Source organism: Bacteroides propionicigenes, assembly GCF_018390535.1.
GTDB classification, from domain to species: domain Bacteria; phylum Bacteroidota; class Bacteroidia; order Bacteroidales; family Bacteroidaceae; genus Bacteroides; species Bacteroides propionicigenes.
Genome location: NZ_JAHBBW010000003.1, coordinates 303,082 through 329,482, shown reverse-complemented (window position 1 = coordinate 329,482; position 26,401 = coordinate 303,082). Strand labels below are relative to the sequence as shown.

General features: G+C 42.7%; 22 protein-coding genes. 18 read left to right on the top strand and 4 right to left on the bottom strand.

All coding sequences use genetic code 11. The features are described from left to right. Positions 1 to 18: 18 nt before the first annotated feature. Entirely contained in the window at positions 19 to 699 is a 681-nt protein-coding gene (locus tag KG118_RS06665; RefSeq protein ID WP_117713242.1) for a queuosine precursor transporter, read from the bottom strand. A gap of 175 nt (positions 700 to 874) precedes the next feature. On the opposite strand from KG118_RS06665, the gene KG118_RS06660 reads away from it, so the two are divergent. Continuing rightward, positions 875 to 2,158, top strand: a complete 1,284-nt coding sequence (locus KG118_RS06660; RefSeq protein ID WP_117713241.1) for a DcaP family trimeric outer membrane transporter — start codon at positions 875 to 877, stop codon at positions 2,156 to 2,158. A gap of 81 nt (positions 2,159 to 2,239) precedes the next feature. Here the strand turns inward: KG118_RS06660 and KG118_RS06655 are convergent, their stop codons facing one another. Beyond that, positions 2,240 to 3,631, bottom strand: coding sequence for an OmpP1/FadL family transporter (locus tag KG118_RS06655; RefSeq protein ID WP_117713240.1), 1,392 nt, complete (start codon positions 3,629 to 3,631; stop codon positions 2,240 to 2,242). Positions 3,632 to 4,037: 406 nt separating this feature from the next. Here KG118_RS06655 and KG118_RS06650 point away from each other — a divergent pair, with 406 nt between their 5' ends. From KG118_RS06650 to KG118_RS06580, 15 genes are all read left to right on the top strand, one after another. After that, positions 4,038 to 5,039, top strand: coding sequence for a 2-hydroxyacid dehydrogenase (locus tag KG118_RS06650; protein WP_117713239.1), 1,002 nt, complete (start codon positions 4,038 to 4,040; stop codon positions 5,037 to 5,039). Positions 5,040 to 5,135: 96 nt separating this feature from the next. Beyond that, on the top strand, positions 5,136 to 5,840 hold the full coding sequence (locus tag KG118_RS06645; protein WP_117713238.1) for a pirin family protein: 705 nt from the start codon (positions 5,136 to 5,138) through the stop codon (positions 5,838 to 5,840). An 80-nt stretch (positions 5,841 to 5,920) separates the two neighbouring features. Next, positions 5,921 to 6,652: an MBL fold metallo-hydrolase gene (locus KG118_RS06640; RefSeq protein ID WP_117713237.1), complete on the top strand. Its 732-nt coding sequence runs from the start codon at positions 5,921 to 5,923 to the stop codon at positions 6,650 to 6,652. An 11-nt stretch (positions 6,653 to 6,663) separates the two neighbouring features. Continuing rightward, positions 6,664 to 7,761 (top strand): DUF4468 domain-containing protein, encoded by a 1,098-nt coding sequence (locus KG118_RS06635; RefSeq protein WP_117713236.1) that lies wholly within the window; start codon positions 6,664 to 6,666, stop codon positions 7,759 to 7,761. A gap of 32 nt (positions 7,762 to 7,793) precedes the next feature. Continuing rightward, complete coding sequence (locus tag KG118_RS06630; protein ID WP_117713235.1) at positions 7,794 to 8,171, top strand: VOC family protein; 378 nt, start codon at positions 7,794 to 7,796, stop codon at positions 8,169 to 8,171. A gap of 57 nt (positions 8,172 to 8,228) precedes the next feature. Continuing rightward, a complete protein-coding gene (locus tag KG118_RS06625) occupies positions 8,229 to 8,417 on the top strand; it encodes a hypothetical protein (RefSeq protein ID WP_117713234.1) in 189 nt (62 codons plus the stop codon). A 243-nt stretch (positions 8,418 to 8,660) separates the two neighbouring features. Then, the gene (locus KG118_RS06620; RefSeq protein ID WP_213388385.1) at positions 8,661 to 9,938 is read left to right on the top strand and encodes a DUF3575 domain-containing protein; all 1,278 of its coding nucleotides are present in this window, start codon (positions 8,661 to 8,663) and stop codon (positions 9,936 to 9,938) included. Further along, entirely contained in the window at positions 9,935 to 11,089 is a 1,155-nt protein-coding gene (locus tag KG118_RS06615) for a DUF5119 domain-containing protein (RefSeq protein WP_117713232.1), read from the top strand. The genes KG118_RS06620 and KG118_RS06615 overlap by 4 nt, the downstream gene beginning before the upstream one ends. A gap of 10 nt (positions 11,090 to 11,099) precedes the next feature. Beyond that, positions 11,100 to 12,440, top strand: coding sequence for a fimbrillin family protein (locus KG118_RS06610; RefSeq protein ID WP_117713231.1), 1,341 nt, complete (start codon positions 11,100 to 11,102; stop codon positions 12,438 to 12,440). Positions 12,441 to 12,493: 53 nt separating this feature from the next. Next, positions 12,494 to 14,056: a hypothetical protein gene (locus KG118_RS06605; protein WP_158561017.1), complete on the top strand. Its 1,563-nt coding sequence runs from the start codon at positions 12,494 to 12,496 to the stop codon at positions 14,054 to 14,056. A 246-nt stretch (positions 14,057 to 14,302) separates the two neighbouring features. After that, a complete protein-coding gene (locus tag KG118_RS06600; protein WP_213388383.1) occupies positions 14,303 to 15,697 on the top strand; it encodes a fimbrillin family protein in 1,395 nt (464 codons plus the stop codon). Between the two features lie 27 nt (positions 15,698 to 15,724). Then, positions 15,725 to 16,765, top strand: coding sequence for a fimbrillin family protein (locus KG118_RS06595; protein ID WP_117711451.1), 1,041 nt, complete (start codon positions 15,725 to 15,727; stop codon positions 16,763 to 16,765). 9 nt (positions 16,766 to 16,774) lie between these two features. After that, positions 16,775 to 17,350 (top strand): DUF3575 domain-containing protein, encoded by a 576-nt coding sequence (locus KG118_RS06590; RefSeq protein WP_117711450.1) that lies wholly within the window; start codon positions 16,775 to 16,777, stop codon positions 17,348 to 17,350. Between the two features lie 11 nt (positions 17,351 to 17,361). Further along, the gene (locus tag KG118_RS06585; RefSeq protein WP_233514881.1) at positions 17,362 to 19,668 is read left to right on the top strand and encodes a hypothetical protein; all 2,307 of its coding nucleotides are present in this window, start codon (positions 17,362 to 17,364) and stop codon (positions 19,666 to 19,668) included. Between the two features lie 37 nt (positions 19,669 to 19,705). Then, entirely contained in the window at positions 19,706 to 21,538 is a 1,833-nt protein-coding gene (locus tag KG118_RS06580) for an outer membrane insertion protein (protein WP_117711483.1), read from the top strand. Positions 21,539 to 21,551: 13 nt separating this feature from the next. Here the strand turns inward: KG118_RS06580 and KG118_RS06575 are convergent, their stop codons facing one another. Together KG118_RS06575 and KG118_RS06570 are read right to left on the bottom strand one after the other, a co-directional pair. Further along, on the bottom strand, positions 21,552 to 22,085 hold the full coding sequence (locus tag KG118_RS06575; RefSeq protein ID WP_117711448.1) for a TlpA family protein disulfide reductase: 534 nt from the start codon (positions 22,083 to 22,085) through the stop codon (positions 21,552 to 21,554). Positions 22,086 to 22,215: 130 nt separating this feature from the next. Beyond that, a complete protein-coding gene (locus KG118_RS06570; protein WP_117711447.1) occupies positions 22,216 to 23,649 on the bottom strand; it encodes an aspartate ammonia-lyase in 1,434 nt (477 codons plus the stop codon). Between the two features lie 332 nt (positions 23,650 to 23,981). Here KG118_RS06570 and KG118_RS06565 point away from each other — a divergent pair, with 332 nt between their 5' ends. Together KG118_RS06565 and ansB are read left to right on the top strand one after the other, a co-directional pair. Continuing rightward, on the top strand, positions 23,982 to 25,292 hold the full coding sequence (locus tag KG118_RS06565; RefSeq protein ID WP_117711446.1) for an anaerobic C4-dicarboxylate transporter family protein: 1,311 nt from the start codon (positions 23,982 to 23,984) through the stop codon (positions 25,290 to 25,292). Between the two features lie 44 nt (positions 25,293 to 25,336). After that, positions 25,337 to 26,398, top strand: coding sequence for an L-asparaginase 2 (gene ansB, locus KG118_RS06560; protein WP_117711445.1), 1,062 nt, complete (start codon positions 25,337 to 25,339; stop codon positions 26,396 to 26,398). Positions 26,399 to 26,401 lie beyond the last annotated feature (3 nt).

The window sequence follows — 26,401 nt, the reverse complement described above, 5'->3', positions numbered from 1 at the left end:
AACTCCTCAACTAACATTTTAAATCTCAGAAATTTTCCACACTTTATAAGAGATTCCCTCATCATAGACATCGCTTCCGTCTATTTTTTTAATGGCCTTCACCACCCGGATTGTCACCGGAAGAATCATCACTTCATACAGAGATTTCAGCACAATCTGGATGCACATCATCACCAGCAATTCCTGCCACGCAATAATTCCTCCAAAGGCCACGGGGAAGAATATCAGCGAATCGGCAGTCTCGCCCACCACCGTAGACCAAATGGCACGTGCTGAAAAATGACGTCCGCCACTCGCTACTTTCATGCGGCTCATGACGTAAGCGTTGAGGAACGAACCTACCAGAAATGCCGACAGGCTTGCAACAACAATACGCGGCGCCATACCGAAAACAAAATTGAAATGGGGCGCTCCCTCCCAAAAAGGAGCGGCAGGCAAGGCTACGGCAATCAGCCCCAGCATCACCACAAAGAAATTCATGGCAAAGCCGCTCCAGATAATCAGGCGCGCCTTACGAAAGCCCCACACCTCGGCAATGCAGTCGTTGATGATATAAGAAACGGGAAACACTAACAGTCCGGCAGTAACGGTTATGCCGAAAACCTGAATTACTTTTGTCTCAAGAAGATTGGCTGCTATCAAACAGACATTGAACAGAATGCCCAGCAGCATAAAGGGTACAGATACTTTTTGCTTCATATTCCTGTTTTTTACGTGGTGTTCTAGAATACACGACCGCTATTCGCGGCATCATACATTTAGTTAATGATTTCACTCTTGTTAAATCGGGCGCAAAGATACGCTTTCTTTTGATGACCGCAAAACCATTTTAAATTTAAGTTGTTCAAAGCACATTCACCAAAACCTAACTTAAATGAAAACAATCTTAAAAGTAATGTTCCTGCTGTGCGGCACAGGCCTGTCAACATTTGCAGCCCATGCACAAAAAAAAGTGATTATTGAGGATGAGTCTCCCAAAGGTATCATATTGGTTACCATAGACAAGGCGGGCGACGAAATTATCCGTATCATGAACGAGTCTCAACTGCCCCACATCCATGAGCCGCAAGCCCCGCGCTTCCTGCTGACAGACAGAAAAGGCAAGTTTGCTTTGGGCATCGGCGGTTATGTACGCGCTACGGCAGAGTATGATTTCGGCGGCATCGTTGACAACATCGACTTCATTCCCGCCTACATCCCTAACGGAAGTAAAATCAGGAACCAGTTCCAAATGGACGCCAGCACTTCCACCATTTTCTTGAAACTGGTGGGGCATACCAAAATTCTCGGTGACTTCATCGTGTACACAGCCGGAAACTTCCGGGACGGTTCCAACAAAGGTTTCCAACTGCGCAACGCTTACGTGTCTTTTCGTGATGTAACGGTGGGCTACACCTACGGCGGTTTCATGGACTTGGGTGCATTGCCTTCCACCGTCGATTTCCAAGGTCCCAACGGAGCAACTTTCTATCGTGCCACCCAAGTGGCATACACCTACAAAGGACTGAAAAACTTCCGTTTCAACGCTTCCGTTGAAATGCCCTCTGTAGACGGTACAACCAATGGCGAACTTGACATAGCACAACAGCGTATGCCGGACTTCACTGCCTATGCACAGTACGGCTGGAACAGCCAAAGCCACTTTCGCGTGGGCGGCCTTATCCGCAGCATGACCTACACCAGTACACTGAGCGACAAGGCTCATTCCGTCACCGGATTCGGTGTACAGGCATCTACCACGTTCAATCTGGGCAAGCAATGGCAGGTATTCGGGCAAGCTACCTACGGAAAAGGCATCGGACAATACCTGAATGACATCAGTAACCTGAACGTAGACATCGTTCCCAATCCCGACAAGGAGGGAAAAATGCAGGCATTGCCTATGCTGGGATGGTATGCCGGACTGCAATACAATATCAGCCCGAAGGTATTTCTTTCGAGTACATACAGTATGTCACGCCTTTACTCTGAAAACGGCTATCCCGCCAACGAACCGTCCACTTACCGCTATGGGCAGTATTTCGTAGCAAACCTGTTTTGGAATGTCACCCCCAATATGCAGGTAGCCGCTGAATACCTGCGCGGCTGGCGTACGAATTTCGATAACTCCACCAACCATGCCAACCGCATGAACCTACTGGTACAATATTCTTTCTAATCTGTATAAAAAACGAAGGAGCCGCTCCAAGACAATACTTGAAGCGGCTTCTTCCATATATAAAGGTTGGATTATGAAATATCAGAAGCGATAGTCTATGCTAAGACCGAAAACTTTGTTTGTACGGCTATACACGTTTGTACCGGGCAGGCCTGTACCGTTATAGTTTTGGCTGGTTTTGGTATAGTCGTCATAATTGGTCCACATATAGCCCACATTCAAATCGGCTCTTTCCGAAAGCCGCAATTTTGCACCTATACCCAAAGAGTAAGAATCACAGGAGAAACTGGTATCTGTCTGGTAATCATCAGACAAGCCGTAATCGGTGAACTGCACGCCGCCGCTCAGGGTCAGCCTGCTGATTACATCCCATTCTATACCGGCCAGATATTCGTTTGTTCCTTTTGTCAGATGCTTCTGCTTACCGTCTGCCATACCTGCGTTCTTATCATCATAGAAGTGATACTCTACCGATGCACGCAACACAGGAAGAAATTCATAGGCAGCAGCTACCGAAAGCATGGAAGGAATATCATTAGGAGTATTTACACCGTGCTTGAAAGCTGCCAACGCACCGTCTTCATCCGTATTTTTCTTAGTATTGTTCTCAATGTTCAGATTAGTCTTAAACTCGTATTTCGCGCCGAAATTGAATTTACCGAACTTGGCATCCACACCGATAACCGGAGTCAGCCCCCAACCTGTCTGGTCGCAGTCCAGTTCCAGATTCATCAGTTCCGTTCCCCCCAGTTCCTTATTAAGGTTCGCGTTCAGATAACCTTTATATCCACCCGTAAAATAGTTCATGCGTCCACCTGCAAATGCAGAGAGCCATTCTGTTATTTTATAAGTCAGTCCCAACTGTACGGAGTAAATGTATTGCTTACCCTCCATAGCACTGTTGATGGTATACATATCGGGAGTCAGGATAGGACTCTTTCCTCCGCTCTGCGCATACTTGGCTACGCTTTCTTGAAAAATGCCCGCCATTGCCAGTGATTCGAACATAGGCAGCCCGTCGTCAAATGAAGCTTTTCCACCACCACCGGTAATAGCAAAGAAACCGGAAATAGTCCAATCTCCCTTTTTATAGGCAGCAAATACGCTGGGGATAACCGGTGCAGCAGCCTTACCTTCGTAATATTTGGTAAACGGCTTGTCTGAGGTAACAGGAATAGGTCGCTGAGTACTTGGATCAATACCGCTAATTCCTTTATACGTCATAAAACCGACATCAATATTTCTTGTTTGGAACGCACTCTGAATACTCAAGGATGTATAAAATCCATCTTTAGGCAAAAAAGCCAAACCTGCAGGATTAGACAAAGCAGCATCTACACTGGTAGTATTTGCGCCACGAGACAACATACGAAGAAAAGCAGGGTGTTGATTTGTATTTGTCAGGAGACCTCCTGCAAAAGTTGGAATTGAAACGATTAACATCGCAATGCTAATCAATGAAATTTTTCTCATCTAAATCTTTTTTATTGTTTTCGGGCGCAAAGGTACAATAATATTGCACATGAAAAACTGTTTTGTGCATTTAATTTATAACAAGTAAAGATATTAATTGAAAATATCAATAGTTTCTATTGAAACATTTACAAAACACATATATTAAAGAGTAAGAGAAAATCTACTAATATTAAATCGTTCCACCACGGGGTACTTTTCGTTCCTCCACGGTGGAACGGAAAGTTCTCTGTGGAGGAACGAAAAGTACCCCGTGGTGGAACGATATGAGCAAAGCAAGCACAAGCGATAATCGCTGAAAGAGGAAACAATGAAAACAACCTGCAACATATATCCTGAACCTTATTATCTTTGTATGTGTTATTTATTGAAGTAATAAGCGAAATATTCTAAAACTTAAAAACTCATGGCATATACTATTGCATTCTTCGGCAGCAAGCCCTACGACGAGGCTTCATTCAATGAAAAAAACAGTGAATACGGTTTTGAACTCCGTTTCTATAAAGGGCACCTCAACCTGAATAACGTTATCCTAACGCAAGGCGTGGATGCCGTCTGCATTTTTGTAAACGATACAGCCGACGCGGAAGTCATCCGGCAAATGGCGGAAAACGGAGTGAAACTCCTTGCCCTGCGCTGTGCCGGATATAATAATGTAGACTTGAAAGCGGCAGCGGAAAACGGTATCACCGTTGTACGCGTCCCCGCCTACTCTCCTTATGCGGTAGCCGAATACACGGTTGCCCTCATGCTCTCCCTTAACCGGAAGATACCCCGCGCCACTTGGCGTACACGTGACGGCAACTTCTCCCTGCACGGCCTTTTAGGATTCGATATGTACGGCAAAACCGCCGGTATCATCGGAACCGGTAAGATTGCCAAAAAATTAATCACCATCCTGCGCGGTTTCGGCATGAACATCCTTGCCTACGACTTGTATCCCGACCATAACTTTGCCCGTGAGCATCAAGTTGTGTACACCACGCTGGATGAATTGTACCACAGTTCGGACATCATCTCCCTGCACTGTCCTCTCACAGAACAGACCAAATACCTTATCAACGACTACTCCATCAGCAAAATGAAAGATGGTGTAATGATTATCAATACCGGTAGAGGGCAACTCATCCACACCAACGCTTTGATAGAAGGACTGAAAAACAAAAAAGTCGGTTCTGCCGGACTGGATGTGTATGAGGAGGAAAGCGAATATTTTTACGAAGACCAGTCGGATAAAATTATTGACGACGACACGCTGGCGCGTCTGCTGTCTTTCAATAATGTAATAGTAACTTCACACCAAGCATTCTTCACCCGTGAAGCACTTGCCAACATCGCAGCTACCACTCTGCTGAATATAAAGGACTTCATGGAACATAAGAAACTTGAGAACGAAGTCAAGCTGTAAAAGACTATTTATAAAACATTAATGATTCGCGGTCTAAACTTTCCGGCTCACTTGCTTGTTACATACAGATAAATCATTTTAAAAAAAAGACTGATTATGAAAAAAGTAATAGACAAAGCCGAAAGCCGCGGACATTCTCTGTACGACTGGCTCGACAGCTACCATACATTTAGCTTTGACGAGTATTATAATCCCCGCCGTATGAACTTCGGCGCCCTGCGCGTATTAAACGACGACCGGATAGCTCCCGGACAAGGATTTGGCACTCATCCGCATAAGAATATGGAGATTATCACCATCCCCCTGAAAGGCGAGCTGAAACATGGTGACAGCAAACAGAACAAGCGCACCATCACCGCAGGCTACATCCAGACGATGAGTGCCGGCACAGGCATCTATCACAGCGAAATGAACGGCAGTGATACCGAAACAGTGGAGCTTCTCCAAATCTGGATAATGCCCGAAAAACTGAATACACCGCCTGCCTATCAGGATTATGACATCCGTCCTTATCTGCATAAAAACGAACTTGCACTCATCGTATCTCCCGATGGCAACGCTCCCGCCAAAACGCTGCAACAGACATGGTTCTCTTTGGGAGAAGTAGAGGCGGGAAAGAAATTGGGCTATCACCTGCACCAATCGCACGCAGGCGTGTACATCTTTCTAATAGAGGGTGAAATAAAAGTAGACGGCACAGTACTGTCCCGCCGTGACGGTATGGGAGTGTATGAAACCAACAGCTTTGAAATAGAGACTCTGAAGGATTCACACATCCTGCTGATGGAAGTACCGATGTAGGACTTTTGCATAAAATAACAGCTAAACCGGAAGTTTGTGTAGCGTTTTTTGTAATATTGCGCTATAATTGAATCCGTACAATGAAACTTGATTACATCTACCATAGCGGCTTCGCAATTGAAGCGGACGGCGTGACGGTCATTATCGACTACTACAAGGACTCCTCGGAAGAGGTACCGAACCGGGGAATCATACATGACCGTCTGTTAAAAAAACCGGGAATACTCTACGTACTCTCCTCGCACTTCCACCCCGACCACTTCAATCGCGAAGTTCTTTCATGGAAAGAAGAGCGCCCCGATATCCGGTACATCTTTTCCAAAGATATTCTGAAACACCGGCGTGCAACGGCGGAAGATGCCACCTATATTAATAAAGGCGATGTCTGCAAGGACGAACATATCCGTATCGAAGCTTTCGGCTCTACCGATGTCGGCATCTCTTTTCTGATAGATTTGCAGGGCATCCGCCTGTTCCATGCCGGCGACCTGAACAACTGGCACTGGAGCGAAGAATCCACACCGCAGGAAATACGTAAAGCAGAAGGAGACTTTCTTGCAGAAATAAAAAACCTGCAACAAAAGGTCCCTCAGGTAGATGTAGCCATGTTTCCGGTGGACAGCCGCATCGGAAAAGATTATATGCGCGGTGCAGAACAATTCGTGGAACGAATAAAAAGCACTATATTTGCACCTATGCACTTCAGCGAGGACTATCAGGGCGGCAACGCATTCCGTACTTTTGCCGAAAGCAAAGGTTGCCGTTTTCTCACAATTTCCCGCCGAGGCGAAAGTTTTGATATTACTAAATAAAACATAGCATTATGAAAAATTTTACACAAGTTTTTATTGCACTATTCTGCCTCTGTATGCCTGCCTTGCTGCACGCCCAAAGAGATGACAGTAAATATCTGGCCGGCGCTGTTCCGGAAGTGGAGGGTAAAGTGATATTTACCAAGGACTTCAGCATTCCGGGTATGTCTCAAGATACAATCTACTCCCGCCTGTTGAAATGGATGGATGCACGACTGGCAAAAAATGAAAACAACAGCCGCATAGTTTTCTCTGACAAGGCTAAAGGACAGATTGTAGGCATGGGTGACGAATGGATTGTGTTCAGTTCTACAGCATTGTCGCTGGACAGAACAAAAATACTTTATCAGCTCACCGTTACCTGCCAACCGGAGAAGTGTATCCTTGAAGTAGAGAAAATCCGTTTCAGCTACCGCGAAGGAAAAGAAAAATATATCGCCGAAGAATGGATTACCGACCGGTACGCTTTGAATAAGTCCAAAACCAAACTGGTGCGCGGCCTTGCCAAATGGCGCAGAAAGACGGTGGATTTTGTAGATGACCTGTGCATCGATGTCACAGAAGCCTTAAGTGCCACTACAGCCAAAGCCCCTGTAGAGGAGAAAAAAGAAGAGAAGAAAGAGACCAAAGCACTCGTCAATTCCGGTACAACAGTGATTACTCCAAAAACACAGGTCACAATAAAAGCTCCCAAGACCGCTGCAACACCGGTCACCGTCACTACCATGCAAACAAATGCACCGGCATCCCCGGCTGCTTATAGAGAAATAGCGCCGGATGCCATTCCGTTCAATACTATTGAAACCGGAAACGGCAAATTAGTAATTGTGATTGGCGAAGAACCTTTCAACATGACTATGATGACTGCCAATGCCGGCGGTTCGTTAGGAAAAATTGCCGGTAACAAACCTGTCATATTCACTATTCTGTCACCGGAACAACCTTATGCACAAATGGATGCAGCCCAAAACTACACCGTGCGCTTCTATCCCAACGGCCAGACAGAACCTTCCGTCATTTTGGAATGCAAGAAAGTTCCGTCACAAGCTATGATAGAAGGTATGCCGCGTACATACATCGGCGAAATCCTGAAAGCAAAAATCAAATAAACCGATAATTTAAACCTAAATAAGTAACAACAGTGGAAATAAAAAGCAAATTTGATCATTTTAATATAAATGTTACCGATCTGGAACGCAGTATCGCTTTCTACGAGAAGGCGTTGGGACTGAAAGAACATCATCGGAAAGAGTCGGCAGACGGCTCTTTCACGCTGGTTTACCTCACAGACAGCAGCACAAGTTTCCTATTGGAACTAACCTGCCTGAAAGAACACCCCCAAGCCTACGAACTTGGTGAGAATGAAAGCCACCTCTGCTTCCGTGTAGCCGGAGATTACGACGCCATCCGTCAATATCATAAAGAGAACGGCTGGGTATGTTTTGAAAATACCGCTATGGGATTATATTTCATCAACGACCCTGATGATTATTGGATTGAAGTACTGCCTGCCAAGTAAGCATCCGATACATCCCACAGCACAGTAATGAACATTAATACTTAATACATTAATAACGTGAGTATAGAAGAAGCAATGATGGGCGGTATTGTTTTCAAAGGCAAAAAAGACAAGCCTAAAGAAGAAAACAAAATAAAGACCAAAGCCAAAAAGAAAACCTACATTACCGGCCAGCACGGTTCCGGTGCAGCAAAAATGAAAGCTGAAATTCGTAAGAAACGCGCGAATAGACATAAAGAGAAGTAAAAATTATTTTTCAAACGAACAGGTGTAAGTTCTACAAAATAGAATTTACACCTGTTTTTCTTTATTATATGCTTATCCACATCATATAAAACCACTATAAAATTATTCAACGAGAACAGTTATTAGCTATACAGTGTTAAAAAATCGCTTACTGATAAAAAAAGTTAATAGAAAACTTTGTTTTTACGTTCTTTACATATATTTTTGAGGCAGCAAACGAACAAATAATATTTTTGAAGAAAAGTGATTTTATCACAAAAGCATAAAAAAAATCACTACTTTTTTTTGTTTAGAAGAACTGTAGTGTATTTTCTTATATCAATAACTTTGAATAACACATATGCCCAGGTACAACGCGGCAAAAAAGATGATGCGAAAGCAGAATTAATATCTTTTAAAGACCGCTGGGGTATCAAGACAAATGCTGTTGATTGGTTATTGACCATCCCTAATATTGGTGTGGAATTTGACTTAGGCAACACGATTCGAAACAAGCGTACGATTGGAGCCAACCTAAAGTGGAATTGGAACACCTCGCAGAAATACACTCCTTCCCTTATCTTCAACGTATTCGATGCACGGGTAGAGTGGCGTCAGTATTTTCGTACCCGCAAAAGAGGCGGTGTTACCAAAGATGCCAATCTGATGACACGCCTTAAAGAACAAATATTCACCACCCAACGTGAAAATCCGCGTCAGGAGCGAGCCTATTACTGGGGAGTTTACGTCAATGCCGCCAGCTACAATTTCAAGATAGGTAAGGAAGGTAAACAGGGCAATGCCTATGGCGCCGGTATCAGCGTAGGCTATACTGCTCCGCTTTATGGCTATCGCAATAACTACATCGACATTGAAATGGGCGGTTCTATCGGACTGTTATACACCTCTTATGACGTCTACACTCACGACGCGGAAAGCGGATGCTACCCACGCATAGCCGAGAAATGCAAAGGCGGGCACATCGTGCCTTTCCCCCTGATAACAGATTTACGTGTAGCTTTCGTCTATCGGTTTATGTCCGCGGGCAGCAAATACAAAGAATCGGTCTACCGCCGGGTACAGCTACGTGACTTTGCCCGTCAGGCACTCAACGAAAAGATAAACAAAATGCGCGAGCGCATCGACTCCATTAATAATGCTGTACGCAAGCAGGGTTTCAGCCGTCCGGACAGTTTACTCAATAAAGAAGAACTGAAGCAATGGAAATTAATGCAGCAAGAGCGTAAAGAACTTGCTCTAAAAGAAGCTGCCGACAAACTGCGTAAAGAAGTTGCAGATTCTTTAGGAATACAGCTTAGTGACAGCCTCACTTCCGAACAAGAAAAATCGATACGCAAAGCATTGAAAGTACGTGAAGAACAACTGAAACAAAAATCTGAAGTACAAGATTCTACCAAAATATCCAAGCGCACCGAAAAAAAGAAAAAGAAAAAGAATAAGAAGGCGAAAGCCGAAGCTACCAAAGAAGATACAGAAACTGTTCAGGGAGAAGCAACTTCGCCCAAGAAGGAGGATGAATGATGAAGCACAAAGTACTGACATATCTAACTCTCAGTCTGCTGTGCGGTATCTTTGCCTGCACCTCAGTAGAGCTCTGTCCGGAGACAGAGCATCCGCATGCCGCAACTATCCAAGCGCAGTTCAATTGGGGAAAATATGATAATGAAAAACCCGGTCAGATGAATATCGTAGCAAGCCGGATTCTCAATACTTGGCGCGCGCATGGTATTTCCGAAACCGGAGAAGAAAAGAACAGTGTGATAAACGGTATATCAGCACCAATCGTCTCCGATGAAACAAGCGACGCCCCTATCCCATTCCGTCTGAAAGGCGGCGAATACAAAGTTTTTGCCATCAATACCCACGACAGGTTGGTTATTGATAGTCTAAACTGTTACCTCACCCATCCGGAGGCCACAGTAGATACACTCTATCTGCATATGCTTGAGACCTCACGCGATGATATAAAAGAATTGCAAGGGCTTAACCTACCCGACTTTAATCCGACTTATAGATATATCAAAAATCCGGGACGCATCTTCTACGGAATAAACAAGGACGTCACTATAGAAACCGGACAGCCCCAAGTGCTTCATTTCGATATGCAGCCGGTGAGCCAGGAAATACAAGTGAAGTTCAGTGTCAAAAAGGCCGGAACCCTTAAAAATGAGATTAATATAGAACAGGTTGTAGCAGAAATATCAGGAGTGTGCGGACGCCTCAATATTGCCGACGCTTATTTGGATACAGACCGTCTTTACCGCATGGTTTTCTCATTCGACAACTTACAGATAGAAACCAACGGAGATGTCAGCACATACTCTACCACATTTTATACCATGGGAATAGTGCCCAGCCCCAAAGAAAATCTGCTTGTAGGGCAAGGAATCCTGCAAATAGCGGTAAAGGCCTCTGTCCCGAAGCCGGGAGATAATAAAACTTTATTAAAACGCTTTTTCTATGCAGCGGGCAATCCCCGACAAACTTTAGTCGACGCACAATTGATAGAACAGAGGGAAAATGGCAAAAGCTATTTGCGCTACCAAGAAAAACCGGTAGTAATAGAAATGGGAACTATGCTGGAAATAGATTCACAGGAAATAATCGACCATAAGGACGAAAATACCTGGGAGGATCAAGATAAAGATGACGACATAGATATAGAAATGTAATAATTACGGAATGCTATATAATAGAAAGGCCATACACATTTATTTAGGCTTCCTGCTCATGTTGCTGTGCAGCTGCGGAAACCTGTTTACGGGAGACGAAACGCCTACCGAAACTGATGTGGTGGACCCGGAACCGGACTCCGGCATTGACGATGACTACAACGAAGCACTCCCTGTTATGATTGCTTTCAATCCACCTAATTATACCATACTGACGCGTGGGCAAGGCGCGCTTTCCCCTGATGACGAAGGCTATCTGGAGAAATTGGAGAATGCCGACTTCCATGTTTATGCATTCCGTTCTGACACTCCCAAAGGAGGCATGAATTATGGTATTACACGAGAGAGTGACAAAGAGATTTGCCTCATAGACGGAAGTACGGGTATACAAGGACAAGATGCCAGCCTTAATATGCACGGGAAAAAAGCCAGCTATACAAGTGTCACCTCATTTGCCCAATGGCAGGATGAGAATGACCAACCTATGTACAGCCAATTGTCAACGGTGACACCTTTCGACTTTTTCGCATATTACATAGATGACCTTAAACAAGCCGCAAGCAACAGTGATGCAGATTTCTTACCCGGAACCTACCGTAACTTTACCCGCAATGAACAAGGTATCAGTTTTGAAGTGGCGGTAGATGGTTCACAAGACTTAATATCTGCTGTTGCAGAACTGACGGAAGACGAGAAAACCAATATAGCCGCCATGCCGGAGGAGGAAAGGAATAATGTAATGAAATACTATTACAGTACTTACACAGCTCGTCGTAACATCACTCCCGTATTCAACCTGCGTCATCAACTTGCACACGTACGATTTAACATTAAGGCTAACATGAGACAGGATGTCATGATAAAGAGTATCGGTATCGAAAGCATTTACAAAGGAAAATTCACCGTTGCCGGACATGACTTCTCGCAAATAGGCGTCAGCTTCAATGAAAAGGCGGGAACGCACCGGCTCGAACTAAAAGAAGCAGACGGCAGCCGGTTCGAGCCACGAGAATTGAAAATAGGAATGACCGAAATTATACCATCACTGAAAGGAACTTCACTACTTGTACCGCCATCCAACAGTGCAGTACTTATCGTCGAAGCCGAAGCACGTACGAAGATACAGGATAATCCGGAGGTATGGGATGACCATTATCCCTATACACTCACTTATCCGCTAAAAGATATGGTCAAAAACAGCTCCCAATCTTCTTATGGATTCCTGGCGGGTTGGAGATATACCATAAATATCACTATTTCCGGTCCGGAAGAAATGGAAATCAAAGTCGAAATAGAGGGCTGGGAGAACGGTGGCGATATTGAAGTAGATGGAGAAGATATGTTTGAATGAAACTATAAAAAGAGAATTATATAAATTGATTTATTAATTAAAATTTAATGATTATGAAAAAGCAATTTTTCTATGCAGCATTGGCCATCGCATTGATGAGCAGCTGTTCAAAAGACAATGATCCGGGGACAACAACCGATCCGACTGATCCGACCGTTCCGGAAGTAATTGATGACACAACTCCGGCAGCAATCCAATTAGGAATTGGAAACCCGACCATTATTGCAACAAGAGGTACAGGTAGCGTAGGTGACTTATCTACCAATAATGCAGCAAATATTTGGAAAGGGCAAGCCCTTCAAATATTGATGGTGGCTCAAGGAACTATGACAGATGCACAAGACAACGGTGCCAATATTTTTGCTGGTGAAACTTTCACTGCACCGACCGGTGCCGGATCCGGATTTATAAAATTCAATACCGGTAACGTTAAATATTATCCCATGCAGGGAAAATTTGACTTCTATGGGTATCATATGGACACAGATCAAGCTCCTATCGAAGATAGAAATACAGTAGGCAGTATTATTGTTACAGCCACGATTGATGGAACTAATGATATTATGGCAGCAACAACTAAATTTTCATCTGAAGATAGTATAAAACTAATTAATAATGCACTTACAGCTACGGGAGAAACCTATAAATATCAAGTAGTTGCCAATAAAACGATAGAAAGGAATGATAATAATAGCGCTATTACAGACCCGGCTAACTCAGCCGACTTGACTTTATTAGGTACAGAATTAGCCAAAGCGTATAGTTCTTATGCTGCTCGTAGAGGTGTTCAGCCAACTTTAATATTCAAACATTTGATGTCTCGCTTGAAGTTCCATGTTAGAGCCGGAGAAGAAAAGGCTGGATTGGATTATTATAAAGCTAACGCAACAGCAGCTCATTATTTTCCTACTTTTGCAGCTGGTGAGATTGCGGACGGAGAGTACGATGCAAGTACAACACCAACTTATGATGGAGAAGTTGAAAAAACAGATGGTGCTGTTTATATTAAGAGTATCAAAGTTACCGGACAAAAGAGTGGAATTTCTTTAACATTCACTCCCGCTGCCGGTCCTGTATTAGCAGGAACAGGAGAAGCTACAGCAGAATTCACCCTCATGGAACGTGATAAAACTGAAACTAATACTGCAAAAAAATTGGTAGCATTAACTCCAATTGCTCCTGCCAATGGACCAGCAGGTGCTGCAACAGCCATAGGTGAAAGTATGATGATTTTGTCTAACGAATCAAGCTTTAACATTGAAATAAAGGTCATGCAGTATGTCATGACGAATGATGGTCAGGGCACGACTGAAGGTGCACCTACCAATCCCGTTTACAAATGGAAAGTATCAAGCCTTAAAACAACAGTTAATGCTCCCAAAACTATGCCCAACCCGGCATATACTGATGGAAGCAACGGACAACCCAAAAGCATACCTTCAACAGACAAGATTGGTGATAACTTTATCTTTGCCGTTGGAAAATCATACAATATTAACGTTACCGTATACGGCAATCAACCCATTGAGGTCACTGCTGAGCTAACGGGATGGATTTCTGGTGATGATGTTGAAGTAAATCCTGAAGATGACGAATTCAATAAAGTTAATCCGTAACATTTACATTTATTATTTGATTGTATAAGTAGTACACTCTATTATCATCACTCAAATAAAAAATACATCAAAAACACCCTGGCGAGGTGGAACTTATTTCACCTCGCCAAATAATCTTTCTTGTTCACTCGCAAAAACCTATCAGCAAGGTAATGCGGGAAATAATAATAAAACAAATGAAAGATACAAACATACACTTTATGTAGAGATATAATAAATACGTTTTACTAAATACTCATTATAATTATGAAAAAGAATATATGGATTTTGGCATTGGCAGTAACCGCACTTTTTGCCGCCTGCTCTAAAAATGATGATCCTACAACCAATCAAGATTCACAAGAACCGGAACAAACTGTAACTGAAAATGATTTCGAAGGTCCCAACGGAGAAGTCGTTGTACAATTAGGGGCACTTAGTACACCATCGGCAATCATCACTCGCGGTACGGGCGTTATTACCGGTACTGATATCACTGTATTGGATAATTTAGGAATTTTTGCTCTGGCTCAAGGTGCAACCTATACAGCTGATGATATAACCAACTGGAGTACTGAGGCATCAAACAACAACTGCATTCTGATGAATGTAAAAGCTAAAGGTACTACAAATGATCCGTACGATACAGAGGTACACGGAACTACCGTAAAAAGATTAACCCTTTTTGATCCTAAAGCTACAACTGATGGGGCTGTATACTACTATCCGATGCAAGGTGCGCAAAATTATAATTTCCATGGGTATTTTCCTCGACAAGATGACAGCAAAGTAAAAATCACCAATGGAGAAGTATATGTAGAGTTCAGCGGCCTGATCGGTGATGATGATATTATAACCGGTGTATCAACTCCCGCTCCCGTTATTACCTCATTATATGAAGATGAAAAGAATCTCACTCCTACCACCGGACTGAGTCTGAATGGGTATAATGCCAAATATATCCGTAAGATTAAGTACAGCAATTGGATTATAGACCAAAATAGCACAATTGCAAAAAATCAGAAGCACCCGTTTATTCCAAGTATATCATTTGACCATAAGTTAACAAAACTCAACTTTCAGATTATCACAGCACAGAAGCAGGCTGACGGTACAGACATACCATATAACGACCGTGTAGAAGCTGCAAAACTAAGAATCAGTGACATTGTAATGACCGATATTTCCAACCAGGCAAACTTGAAAGTATCTACAGGAGAGTTAGAATGGAATGATGCCAGCACGGCTGCATTAGATATGATTAAAGCTAATCCTGATGCAACATTCACCGTGGATGGTACAACAACCAATCTCTGGGATAAAAAAACAATAGACGCTACAACCAAAGATGTCATTGCACCACAACTCTACAAGACAAACGAAGAATTAGTACAAACGCCTTACATATCCGCCGGTTATCTGATGGTAAGACCTCAAAACAACTACACCATCACACTGAACATTATAGCAAACTTGGCCGGGGCTACACCTCAAATTCAATCCGTTACTTTACCTATCAAATTAGCGAACAACAATCCTTTCGTTGCAGGAAGCGAATATGATATCCGCATCGGTGTCTATGCTTTACAAGCAATATTTATTGATGCAAGTCTGAAAGATTGGAACAAAAGTGACGAAAATGTAGATGTAGATATTGAATAAAAACATATTCAACAAACATTTATGTAAATGAGCAAACGAGTAAACATATCGTATCTCTTTAGTATCATACTCCTGCTGCTGACAGGGTGTGAACAAGAAAATTCACAGACTCCTTCCCCAAATAACGGGGAGGAGCCGGTGGAGATTCTTTTGAGCGCCAATGTCATGCAAGTAAGCGCCTCTATTATAACCCGAAACGACTTTGTAGACGAGACATCTTTCAAAGACGGTACAAAACAAGTCGGAGTATTTGGTTTACGAACGCAAGACGGTTCTTTCAATAATCAACCTTATGTGGATAATTTTGCCTTTACCAATACCAATGGCAAGTTATCCGGTGACGGACATATCTATTTTCCTCCAGGCTATGGAAAGATTACAGCATACTTGTACGGATATTACCCATATACCGACGACACAGAATTGTACCGTCAAGGCAATGAAGTACTTATCAGAGTGAAAGGCGGACTTAGCGGAACAACAGATGCCAAGTGGGCAAATGCCCAGACAGATCCGCTTCACGCTACAGCTTCGCACACTATTGAAAGAATTGAAGGTGCTACAAACGACCGTTCACAGATAACTCTTGCCTTACCCTTTTACCACAAAATGGCCCAACTGCAAATTACAGTCGAAACCCAAAGTGGCAATGAAGGCAAATATCAACTACAAGAGATTATCACAACTTTCAGTGAACACCAGCATGGATATATGAATGTACGTGACGGAGTGATAATTTCTGCCGATACCGGTAAGACAGAAATATGCACAGAGATACTTCCTAACGGGGGAGAATTCATCGGTGTATCTACAATTGAAAAAACTGTCGCTCCACAAAGCAAACATAGTGTACTGCCCGGCACCAATGCTATCAAGAGAATTCAAATCAAAGTAAACGGGAAAGAGTATGAAGCCTTCAATGCCACTACAGCCGGTAAAGGCATAAACCTGACAGCAGGCTACATTACAGCCATAAAAATTAATTTCAATCCAAGTACCGATGTTCAGGCTACTCTGGACGATACGTGGAACACTAAGGAAGAACATACTTTTGATACTACTAACTAAAAAACACTTATGCTAAGACACTACTATACTATCCCCATACGCGGTGTGCTCCTCTTGCTGCTGCTTTGCAGCCTACCCGCCTTGCACTCCCAACAAGTAGCCGTAAAAACCAATGGACTGATGCTTGCTGCCATGATGCCCAATGTTGGTTGCGAATTTGTCGTAGGCGAACGGAGTAGTATAGACCTTTCCGCTTTCGGTTCAATCAATATCTATGGCAACAAAGCCAAAATGATAGGCTTTCAGCCGGAATACCGTTATTGGTTCAACGGTCGCCCCATGACCCGCGAGTTTATCGGCGTAGCCGCTCTCGGCGCATCCTACGACATCACTTGGGGACGCCACATTTATCAAGGAGACGCAGCCGGAGCAGGTATAACCTTCGGCTATTGCTTCAACCTGAACAAACGTCTCAACATAGAATGTTACGGCGGCTTCGGAGCTGTCTATTTCAGACAAAAACAATATTACGTCAACGATAACTATGAAGACTATCAAGAGAATGGAACCGCACACGCTAACGCCACCGGCTATAAACTGTTACCTATTAAAATAGGAATTTCCATATCATATATTCTCAAATAAAAAACATCGCCATGAGAAGTTTCATCCAGACATTAGCTCTTTGCGCCGCAATGATGTATATGGCTTCCGCACCAGTCATGGCGCAACAAATATCTATCGTATCCGGTAAAGTACTGAACTTGCCGGAAGGAGAAAAAAAAGCACGCCCGTTTCCTGTAACCGAGAAAGTCTATGTTTTTGCTTTCAACACCGTAGCCGCAGCACGCGACGCACTTAAACAACTGGAAGGCGGTGGCGGTACTATGATGTCTGATGCAGATGCTGTGGCCGGTCCGGACGGATATTATGAAATACGAGTAGCAGAAAATGGCGCTCTCATCTTCCGCGTAGCCATGAAAAGCGAACTGCTGGAAGTAAATTATAAACAAACCATCGACCTCTCCATCGATGGCGGCATTGCCTTGGATGAAGTAGAAGTCGTAGCAGAAAGTAAGCGCCCGCAACCCAAGCCGGTAGCCGGAAAAATAGTGGGCAACAAACTCATTGTAGACAACTCCGTCACTATTCCCAACAATTACGGAGCTGCAAACCGCCGGCTCATCATGCAACCCTACGTACTGGACTGTACCACAGAAGATACAGTAAGATATATAGACCCTACTGTAATAGACGGTGTAGAATACGGATTGACGCAAGACAGACGTATGGCATATAACATGAAGAATGATATACTGGCACCTTTCATCAACCAACGACGTGCACTGAATGAGGAACGTTTTGACCTGATAGTTAAAGATTCCGTACCCGTACCCGATCCGCGCCGTATCTACAGTGTACTAACCAAAGTTATTATCGCAGATTATACACATCCCACCTATCAAGACGAATGGAAACTAACCACCTGCAAAATTAAACGCCCTTTGCAGTTTCTGGAATTCTCTTTTCCGGACTTTGCACTGGATCCCAATAAATATAAAGAGACTCCGCGTCGTGAACGACGGAATACAGCCGGAAATATCTCACTCACCTTTCTTGTAGGCAAAGCACAGCTTGATCCGGAAGACCCGAATAACGAGCTGCAGATGAACAAACTAAAAAACAATTTGCTGGAAATCATCAATGGAGAAGGTACTACACTGAAAGAATTCAAGATTACAGGTGTATCATCCCCCGAAGGTCGGTATGCCAGCAATCTCGCATTGGCAAAGGAACGTACGAACTTTGCTCTTCAACAGATAACTTCTGTAATCCCTGCCGAAAAATGGAAGCGTGTATACAAACATCCCACTGAGACGCGTGTAGCAACATGGGACGAAGTGGCAGACTTGCTGGAACAGGATTCTTTATTGAATGAGGCCGAAGAAATACGTGCCGTCACAAAGAAATTTAAAAATCCAGATGCCCAGTTTGCTACCATTTCACGTCTCCCTTACTACGCAACAACCATAAAAGAACGGTTGCCAAGACTACGTACCGTCCAATATGAATATAAACACGAGATTTTCCGGGAATTGAATCCGGATGAAATTCTGGACCGCTACCAAAACGATCCAAACTATCGTGAAGGGAAAAAACAATTCACCCGATACGAATACTGGCACCTTTTCCAAATGGTTAAAGACCCGAAAGAAGCGGAAAAAATATTCCGTCGCGCTTATAAGGAAACAATGGCCTATGATCTGAAAGGGAAAGAAAAGCCCTGGATTTTGGCCGCAAACAACCTTGCCATAGCATTGTTGCGCCGAGATACATTCGATATAGAAGTTTTGAAACCATTGGTAGACATTACACGTAAGGTGAACCTTGTTGATCGTTTCAACGATGGTATCAGTGTTATAGAAACAGAAGTAAATCCCGAAGTTGTCGTAGCCAATCAACTGGCCATGTACATACGCGCCTATAATTTTGATGACGCAAGTATATTGGCCGGGTTATTGCCCGATACGGAACGTTTCCAAATGATAAAGGCTTTTGCCAACTGCCTCGGCGGATATTATGACTACCGAGGTGCAGCTAACGTCAAAGAGTCAGAAGAACGGAAAAAAGTTTTCCAACTGGTAAAATCATCATCTCCCATGAACAACATAGTAATGTGTATGGCTATGGAAACTGACCTTTACAATCGAGAAGCGGAAAAAATTCTAAAAGAAATGCCAGTCAATGCACTGACTAAATACTTAAAACTCGTCCTATTTATACGCGCCAACAAACTATATGAATGGAGTTACGACAATGCGCTGGCATTTGACGAAGCCTGTAAGATGCTTGATGAAATCATAAAAATGGAGACCAAATATCACAAGATTGCCGAAAATGACGGTGAAATCAGCAAAGAATTCATGGAATACTTCGACCAGGGAGATTGGAAACTTTATTAAGGTGAAAGTTGAGAGTTGAAAGTTCAAGTTGAAAATTATGAGAAGACTACTAACAGGATTAATACTACTGACTACGGCATTGACAGCCACAGCACAGCAAAAAGACACAACGAATATTGGATTCGATGCGACAAAACGCGCTTTTGTCAAACGTTACAAACACCCGGATGCCGTTCCCTTTGATTCATTGTGGAAAAACAATGTCTATATTTCCATTTTGGGAGGAATGGACAAAATGATACCGCGCGGCGATGCCGACTTCAATATAGGACCGGTAGGAGGAATTGCCGTCGGTTGGCAATTCGCTCCCTCCCACTCCTTACGAACTACATTACTGGCGGGAAACTTCTCCCGAAAGATAGACAACGAAACGCTGACACGCATCGGCTTGCAAACTGACTATCTGCTAAATGTCACTTCCTTTATCAGTGGATACAATCCCGGAAGAATTTTTGAGTTCTCTACATTAGCTGGGCTTGGTTATCAATGCTCATCATTCGCAGGCACCACCAAACACATAGGCGAACTACATTTGGGGATGCAATTAAAGCTGCATCCGACAAGTCATGTAGATTTTTATATAGAACCACGTTTCACTATCCTGACTGACGGGATAGATCATTCTTTCCAAAAAAATTGGCACAAATATGATATGACTTACGGTGCAGTAGTAGGTATGAACTATCGCTTCAAAGCATGGAAACCTTTTGGCAAAATCCGGACTTTGGAAGGCGACAAATTCATGGATAACACCTTTATCAGTATCGCGGCAGGCGGACAGTTTCAAGCTTCTCGTCTGACTAACGAGATAGGGCTCACCAAATCTATCGGTCCTCATTTCAGCCTGTCAGTAGGTAAATGGCTGATACCGGCATTGGGGTTAAGGTTATCCGGATTCAGGTCTGATGATACATGGCACAAAAAGGAGATTGTCGCAACAGATGACAACCCGGGAGAAGAGTTTTATGAAATGTCCACCTATACAGGCGGGCGTCTGGAAGGTATGCTGGACGCAACTTACTTTTTCAATGGGCATCAACTGCATCCTCGTTTCTCTGCCAACATACTTGCCGGCGGAGAACTGGGTTACATAAAGAAAGAAAACGGATATCATCCAGCCAAAGGCGGGTATACAGGTTTTACAGGTGGAGTTCAACTCAAATATCGGTTCGCCGATGAGATTTCACTATTTATTGAGCCACGTACCACCTTTGCCTCTTACTCTTTAAAGACAAGTGAAAAAGAACAAGGACGAAACGTTGCTAAAAAGTACACAGACAATCTGTTTAATATCAATATAGGTATTGAGATACAGCGTGCCAATGAAGAAAATCGTATGGCTCGCTCCCTGAACCGAGAAGTATTCACACCCTCTTTCTTTGTTAGCGGCGGAATAGGTTTTTCCACTCCGATTCAAGTCAAACGTTATGCCCTTAAACGATACTTCGATTATCAAGCCATAATCACGGCAGGACGTATTTTCACCCCCTTATCCTCACTTCGTTTAGGAATTGATTTCGGTCCTTTCTCCGTAGACTTGAAGGAAGGAGAAGCAAAATATAATATGCCGAGCGGAAGTCTTGATTATATGCTGAACCTAACCAATCTGATGACGGGATATGACCCTGAACGTAAATACGATGTACAGCTATTTGCCGGAATAGTGGCATCTATGCGGCTGAAACAAGAAAATAGTTTCTTCATTGGCGGAGAAGCGGGACTACAAGCCTCTTATCAAGTAAGTCGCCGCTTCAAAGTTTTTCTTGAGCCCAAAATCCGCATTTACGGAAAGGAATTGTTGATGCAAAATAATGTACAGGGAAAAGATATCATGATGTCCCTGCATACCGGAACCTGTTTCTCTTTTTAGTCAGAAAGAAAGTTTATTTCAGAAGTTCATCAATCTTCTTAACCAATGAAGAGAACTCTTCCGGATTGTAAAGACGGGTAAGCATTACAATCTGCCCTTCTTTGTCTATTAAAACATTACGGGTTATACCTGCCTGACGCAACGCATATTTGGCAAAGATATCGGCTCCCGGATCCAATCCCAATGGGTATGTAACACCTGTAGCTTTACCGAAAGCAACAACCTTCTTCAGCGGTTCGTCACGATCGATACCCATTAACACAAAATTCGGATTGGACTTATGTTTCTGCCAAATATCTTTTTCAATAAAAGGCATTTCTTTACGGCATACACCGCACCAACTGGCAGTGAATTGCAGCATTACCACTTTGCCGCGAAGCTCAGAAAGTTTAACTGTCTTACCATCTGTCAACGTTACGGTAAAATCAGGAGCCATCTGTCCTACTTTCACAATATAACCGGCATTGTCCGCCTCCACTTCCTGTGCCATACTTATCATACTGCACAATGCAAACAAGCCGAACACCAATAATCTGAATTGTTTCATTTTCCTCTCATTTTAATAATTCATAAATATACATTTTATCGCAAAAGAAAGGAATTGGACATAACAAAACAAATAGAACATAAACTCTTTGTAAATCTTTAACTCATATTTCTAATAGAATTCCCGTCCCTTAGATATTAGGTTTTATATCCAACTTTACCGGCTTAACCATATTTTCCGGTTTCAGAATCGTATCCAAGTCTTCTTTGGAAAGAATATTGTGTTCCAAGACTAATTCATAAATACCTTTTCCCGTTTCAAGAGCTTCCTTAGCTATCTTGGTAGAATTTTTATAACCGATAACCGGGTTGAGGGCAGTAACTACACCGATACTATCATGTACATATCTGCGGCATACTTCTTCATTAGCGGTAATGCCATCGATACAAAGAGTACGCAAAGTATCGAATCCGTTCATCAACAAATCGGCTGATTCAAAACAACATTGTGCCATAACAGGTTCCATTGCATTCAGTTCCATTTGAGCCGCTTCACCACTCATGGCAACACAAAGATCATTACCTATTACTTTATAATCTATCTGATTCATTACCTCAGGAATAACAGGATTCACTTTGCCCGGCATAATGGAAGACCCCGGCTGCATAGCGGGAAGATTTATCTCTCCCAACCCGCAACGAGGACCGGATGCAAGCAGACGAAGGTCATTACATATCTTATTCATCTTCACAGCGACCCTTCTCATTGCTGAAGAATAACCTACCAAACAAGAAGTATCAGAGGTGGCTCCCACCAAATCATCAGACAGCTTAATATTCCATCCCGTAATCTTCTTTAAAGCCTTCACACATTTCTCAGCATATCCCGGTTCAGCCGTAATGCCTGTACCAATGGCAGTAGCTCCCATATTAACGGTAAGGAAATCCTCGGCTACAAAATTCAGATTCTTTATTTCATCGCGCAAAATACTGGCGAATCCATTGAATGTTTGTCCGAGAGTCATAGGTACAGCATCTTCCAACTGGGTGCGCCCCATTTTGATAATATGTTTAAACGCTTCCGCTTTACGCTGGAACGCGTTAATCAATTCCTCAAAATGTTTCACAAGTTTGAGGTGAGTATAATACATACCTATATGTATAGCAGTAGGATAGGCATCATTTGTTGACTGTGAGCGATTTACATGGTCATTCGGAGAACAATATTGATACTCGCCACGGTTATGTCCCATGATTTCAAGAGCACGATTGGCAATTACCTCATTGGCGTTCATGTTGGTAGTCGTTCCGGCTCCTCCTTGAATCATGTCTACCGGAAACTGCTCATGATGCTTTCCTTCAAGGATTTCATTACATGCCTTCAAGATGGCATCAGATTGTTTCTCGGTAAGCAAACCAAGCTCAAAATTAGCCATAGCCGCCCCCATTTTAGTAATAGCAAGAGCGTGGATAAACAAAGGATATTCGTTTAGATGAAATTTGCTAATACGAAAATTCTCAATACCTCTAAAGGTTTGTACTCCATACATAGCAGACTCGGGTATTTCACGACTGCCAATTAAATCACTCTCGACACGAGTTTTTTTGGATAGTTCCTCTTTCATAATATATATTTATTAACTGTTTTCACAGATAGTCATCAAAGGATAACCAAAGATATAACAAATTGTTTTGTAAACACACCATTCAAATATTTAGTTAACAAACTTTAATAACAGACGATTAATGCACATAACTTTATATATAGTATATCAAAAAGAAACAAATCAATCCAAAATGCAGATGCTTAACAAAAAGTTAATAAATATTTTATTTAGAAAATATAAAGTAATATATACAACTATTCCACCCTTTTTTTGTTATATATAGAATATTTTTAGAAATTAGCCAAATCAAAACTTAGATAACCTTTCTCTAATCTTAAAATAACAAGTGTATGATCTTACAATTATTATTTGTACTGACTGCTATTATCATAGGCGCACGCTTAGGAGGCATAGGTCTCGGAGTAATGGGCGGCGTAGGCTTAGGTATACTAACTTTTGTATTCGGGCTACAACCCACGGCACCTCCAATAGATGTTATGTTAATGATTGCTGCCGTTATTTCCGCAGCATCTTGTATGCAAGCTGCTGGAGGGTTGGACTATATGGTAAAGTTAGCTGAAAAACTCTTGCGCAAAAATCCGTCCCAGGTAACTATCCTTAGCCCTATCGTCACATATTTATTTACTTTTGTAGCCGGAACCGGACATGTTGCTTACTCTGTCCTGCCTGTCATAGCCGAAGTAGCAACTGAAACCAAAATTAGACCCGAACGCCCATTAGGCATCGCAGTAATTGCCTCACAACAAGCCATTACAGCAAGTCCCATTTCGGCAGCCACAGTCGCATTGCTTGGTCTCCTTGCCGGATTTGATATCACTTTATTCGATATATTAAAAATAACAATCCCGGCAACAATTCTCGGTGTACTGGTAGGTGCATTTTGCTCCATGCGTATAGGAAAAGAGCTAATTGACGATCCAGAATATCAAAAACGTATGGCAGAAGGTTACTTTAACGGCAGAAAGGTGAAAATTGATGACGTAAAGAATAAGCGCCACGCCATGCTTTCAGTGCTTATATTTATTCTCGCTACTGCATTCATTGTTCTTTTCGGTTCATTTGAAGGTATGCGCCCCTCATTCCTGATTGATGGAAAAACGGTTACTTTAGGTATGTCCGCTATTATAGAAATTATCATGCTTTCAGCAGCAGCCATTATTCTATTGGTTACTAAGACTGACGGAATCAAAGCGACACAAGGCTCCGTTTTTCCTGCCGGAATGCAAGCTGTAATTGCTATTTTCGGTATCGCTTGGATGGGTGATACATTCTTGAACGGTAATATGTCCCAGCTTACCGCCTCTATTGAAGGCATTGTACGCCAAATGCCCTGGCTGTTCGGTATTGCTCTGTTCGTTATGTCCATTCTGCTATACAGCCAAGCAGCTACAGTACGCGCTTTAGTTCCACTGGGCATTGCTCTGGGGATATCACCATATATGCTGATAGCCATGTTTCCTGCTGTGAACGGATATTTTTTCATTCCGAACTATCCCACCGTAGTCGCGGCTATCAATTTTGATCGCACAGGAACAACCCGCATCGGTAAATATATACTCAATCATTCTTTTATGATGCCGGGGATTGTTTCTACAGTAGTCGCAATTGCCTTAGGATTATTATTCATACAAATTTTCTGATATAATATACTTCAACCTATTTTTTAATTTAAACAATTAAAGTTATGAAAAAATTAGAAAGACTTAGTATGGTAGCCGCTATGCTACTGTTTTCTGTAGTAATGGCTTTTGCACAACAGAAGCCTAACATCCATATCCTCGCCACCGGTGGAACTATTGCCGGAACAGGCACATCTGCAACAGCCACTAACTATACAGCCGGACAAGTAGCAATCGGAACCCTGCTTGATGCCGTACCCGAACTGAAAAACATAGCTAATGTAACAGGTGAGCAAATCGTTAAGATAGGTTCACAAGATATGAACGATGATGTTTGGCTAACCCTTGCAAAAAAAATCAACCAACTACTGAAACGCTCTGATATTGACGGGATTGTAATAACTCACGGAACTGATACAATGGAAGAAACAGCCTATTTTCTTAATCTGACGGTTAAAAGCGACAAACCGGTAGTTTTAGTCGGAGCCATGCGTCCTTCTACTGCCATCAGCGCTGATGGACCTCTCAACTTATACAATGCCGTTGTAGTGGCCGGAGCAAAAGAATCTAAAGGGAAGGGTGTCTTAGTGGCAATGAACGGAAGTATACTTGGTGCGACAAGTGTATTGAAGATGAATACCGTTGACGTACAAACATTTCAGGCTCCCAATGCCGGTGCACTCGGATACATTCTGAATGGTAAAGTTACCTATAATATGTCATCGGTAAAGAAACATACAATCCTGTCTGTATTTGATGTTACCAACTTGAATGCACTTCCCAAAGTAGGAATCGTTTACAGCTATTCGAATATTGAAGCTGACATGGTAACTCCAATGCTGAATAACGGATATAAAGGTATTATCCACGCAGGAGTAGGCAACGGAAACATCCACAAAAATATATTCCCCGTATTAATGGATGCACGTAAGAAGGGTATCCTTGTAGTGCGCTCATCAAGAGTGCCAACTGGCCCCACCTCCCTTGACGCAGAAGTAAACGATGCACAATACCAGTTTATCGCATCACAAGAATTGAATCCCCAGAAATCACGCGTTCTTTTAATGCTTGCATTAACCAAAACCAATGATTGGAAACAAATTCAGGAATACTTCAACGAATACTAAAAA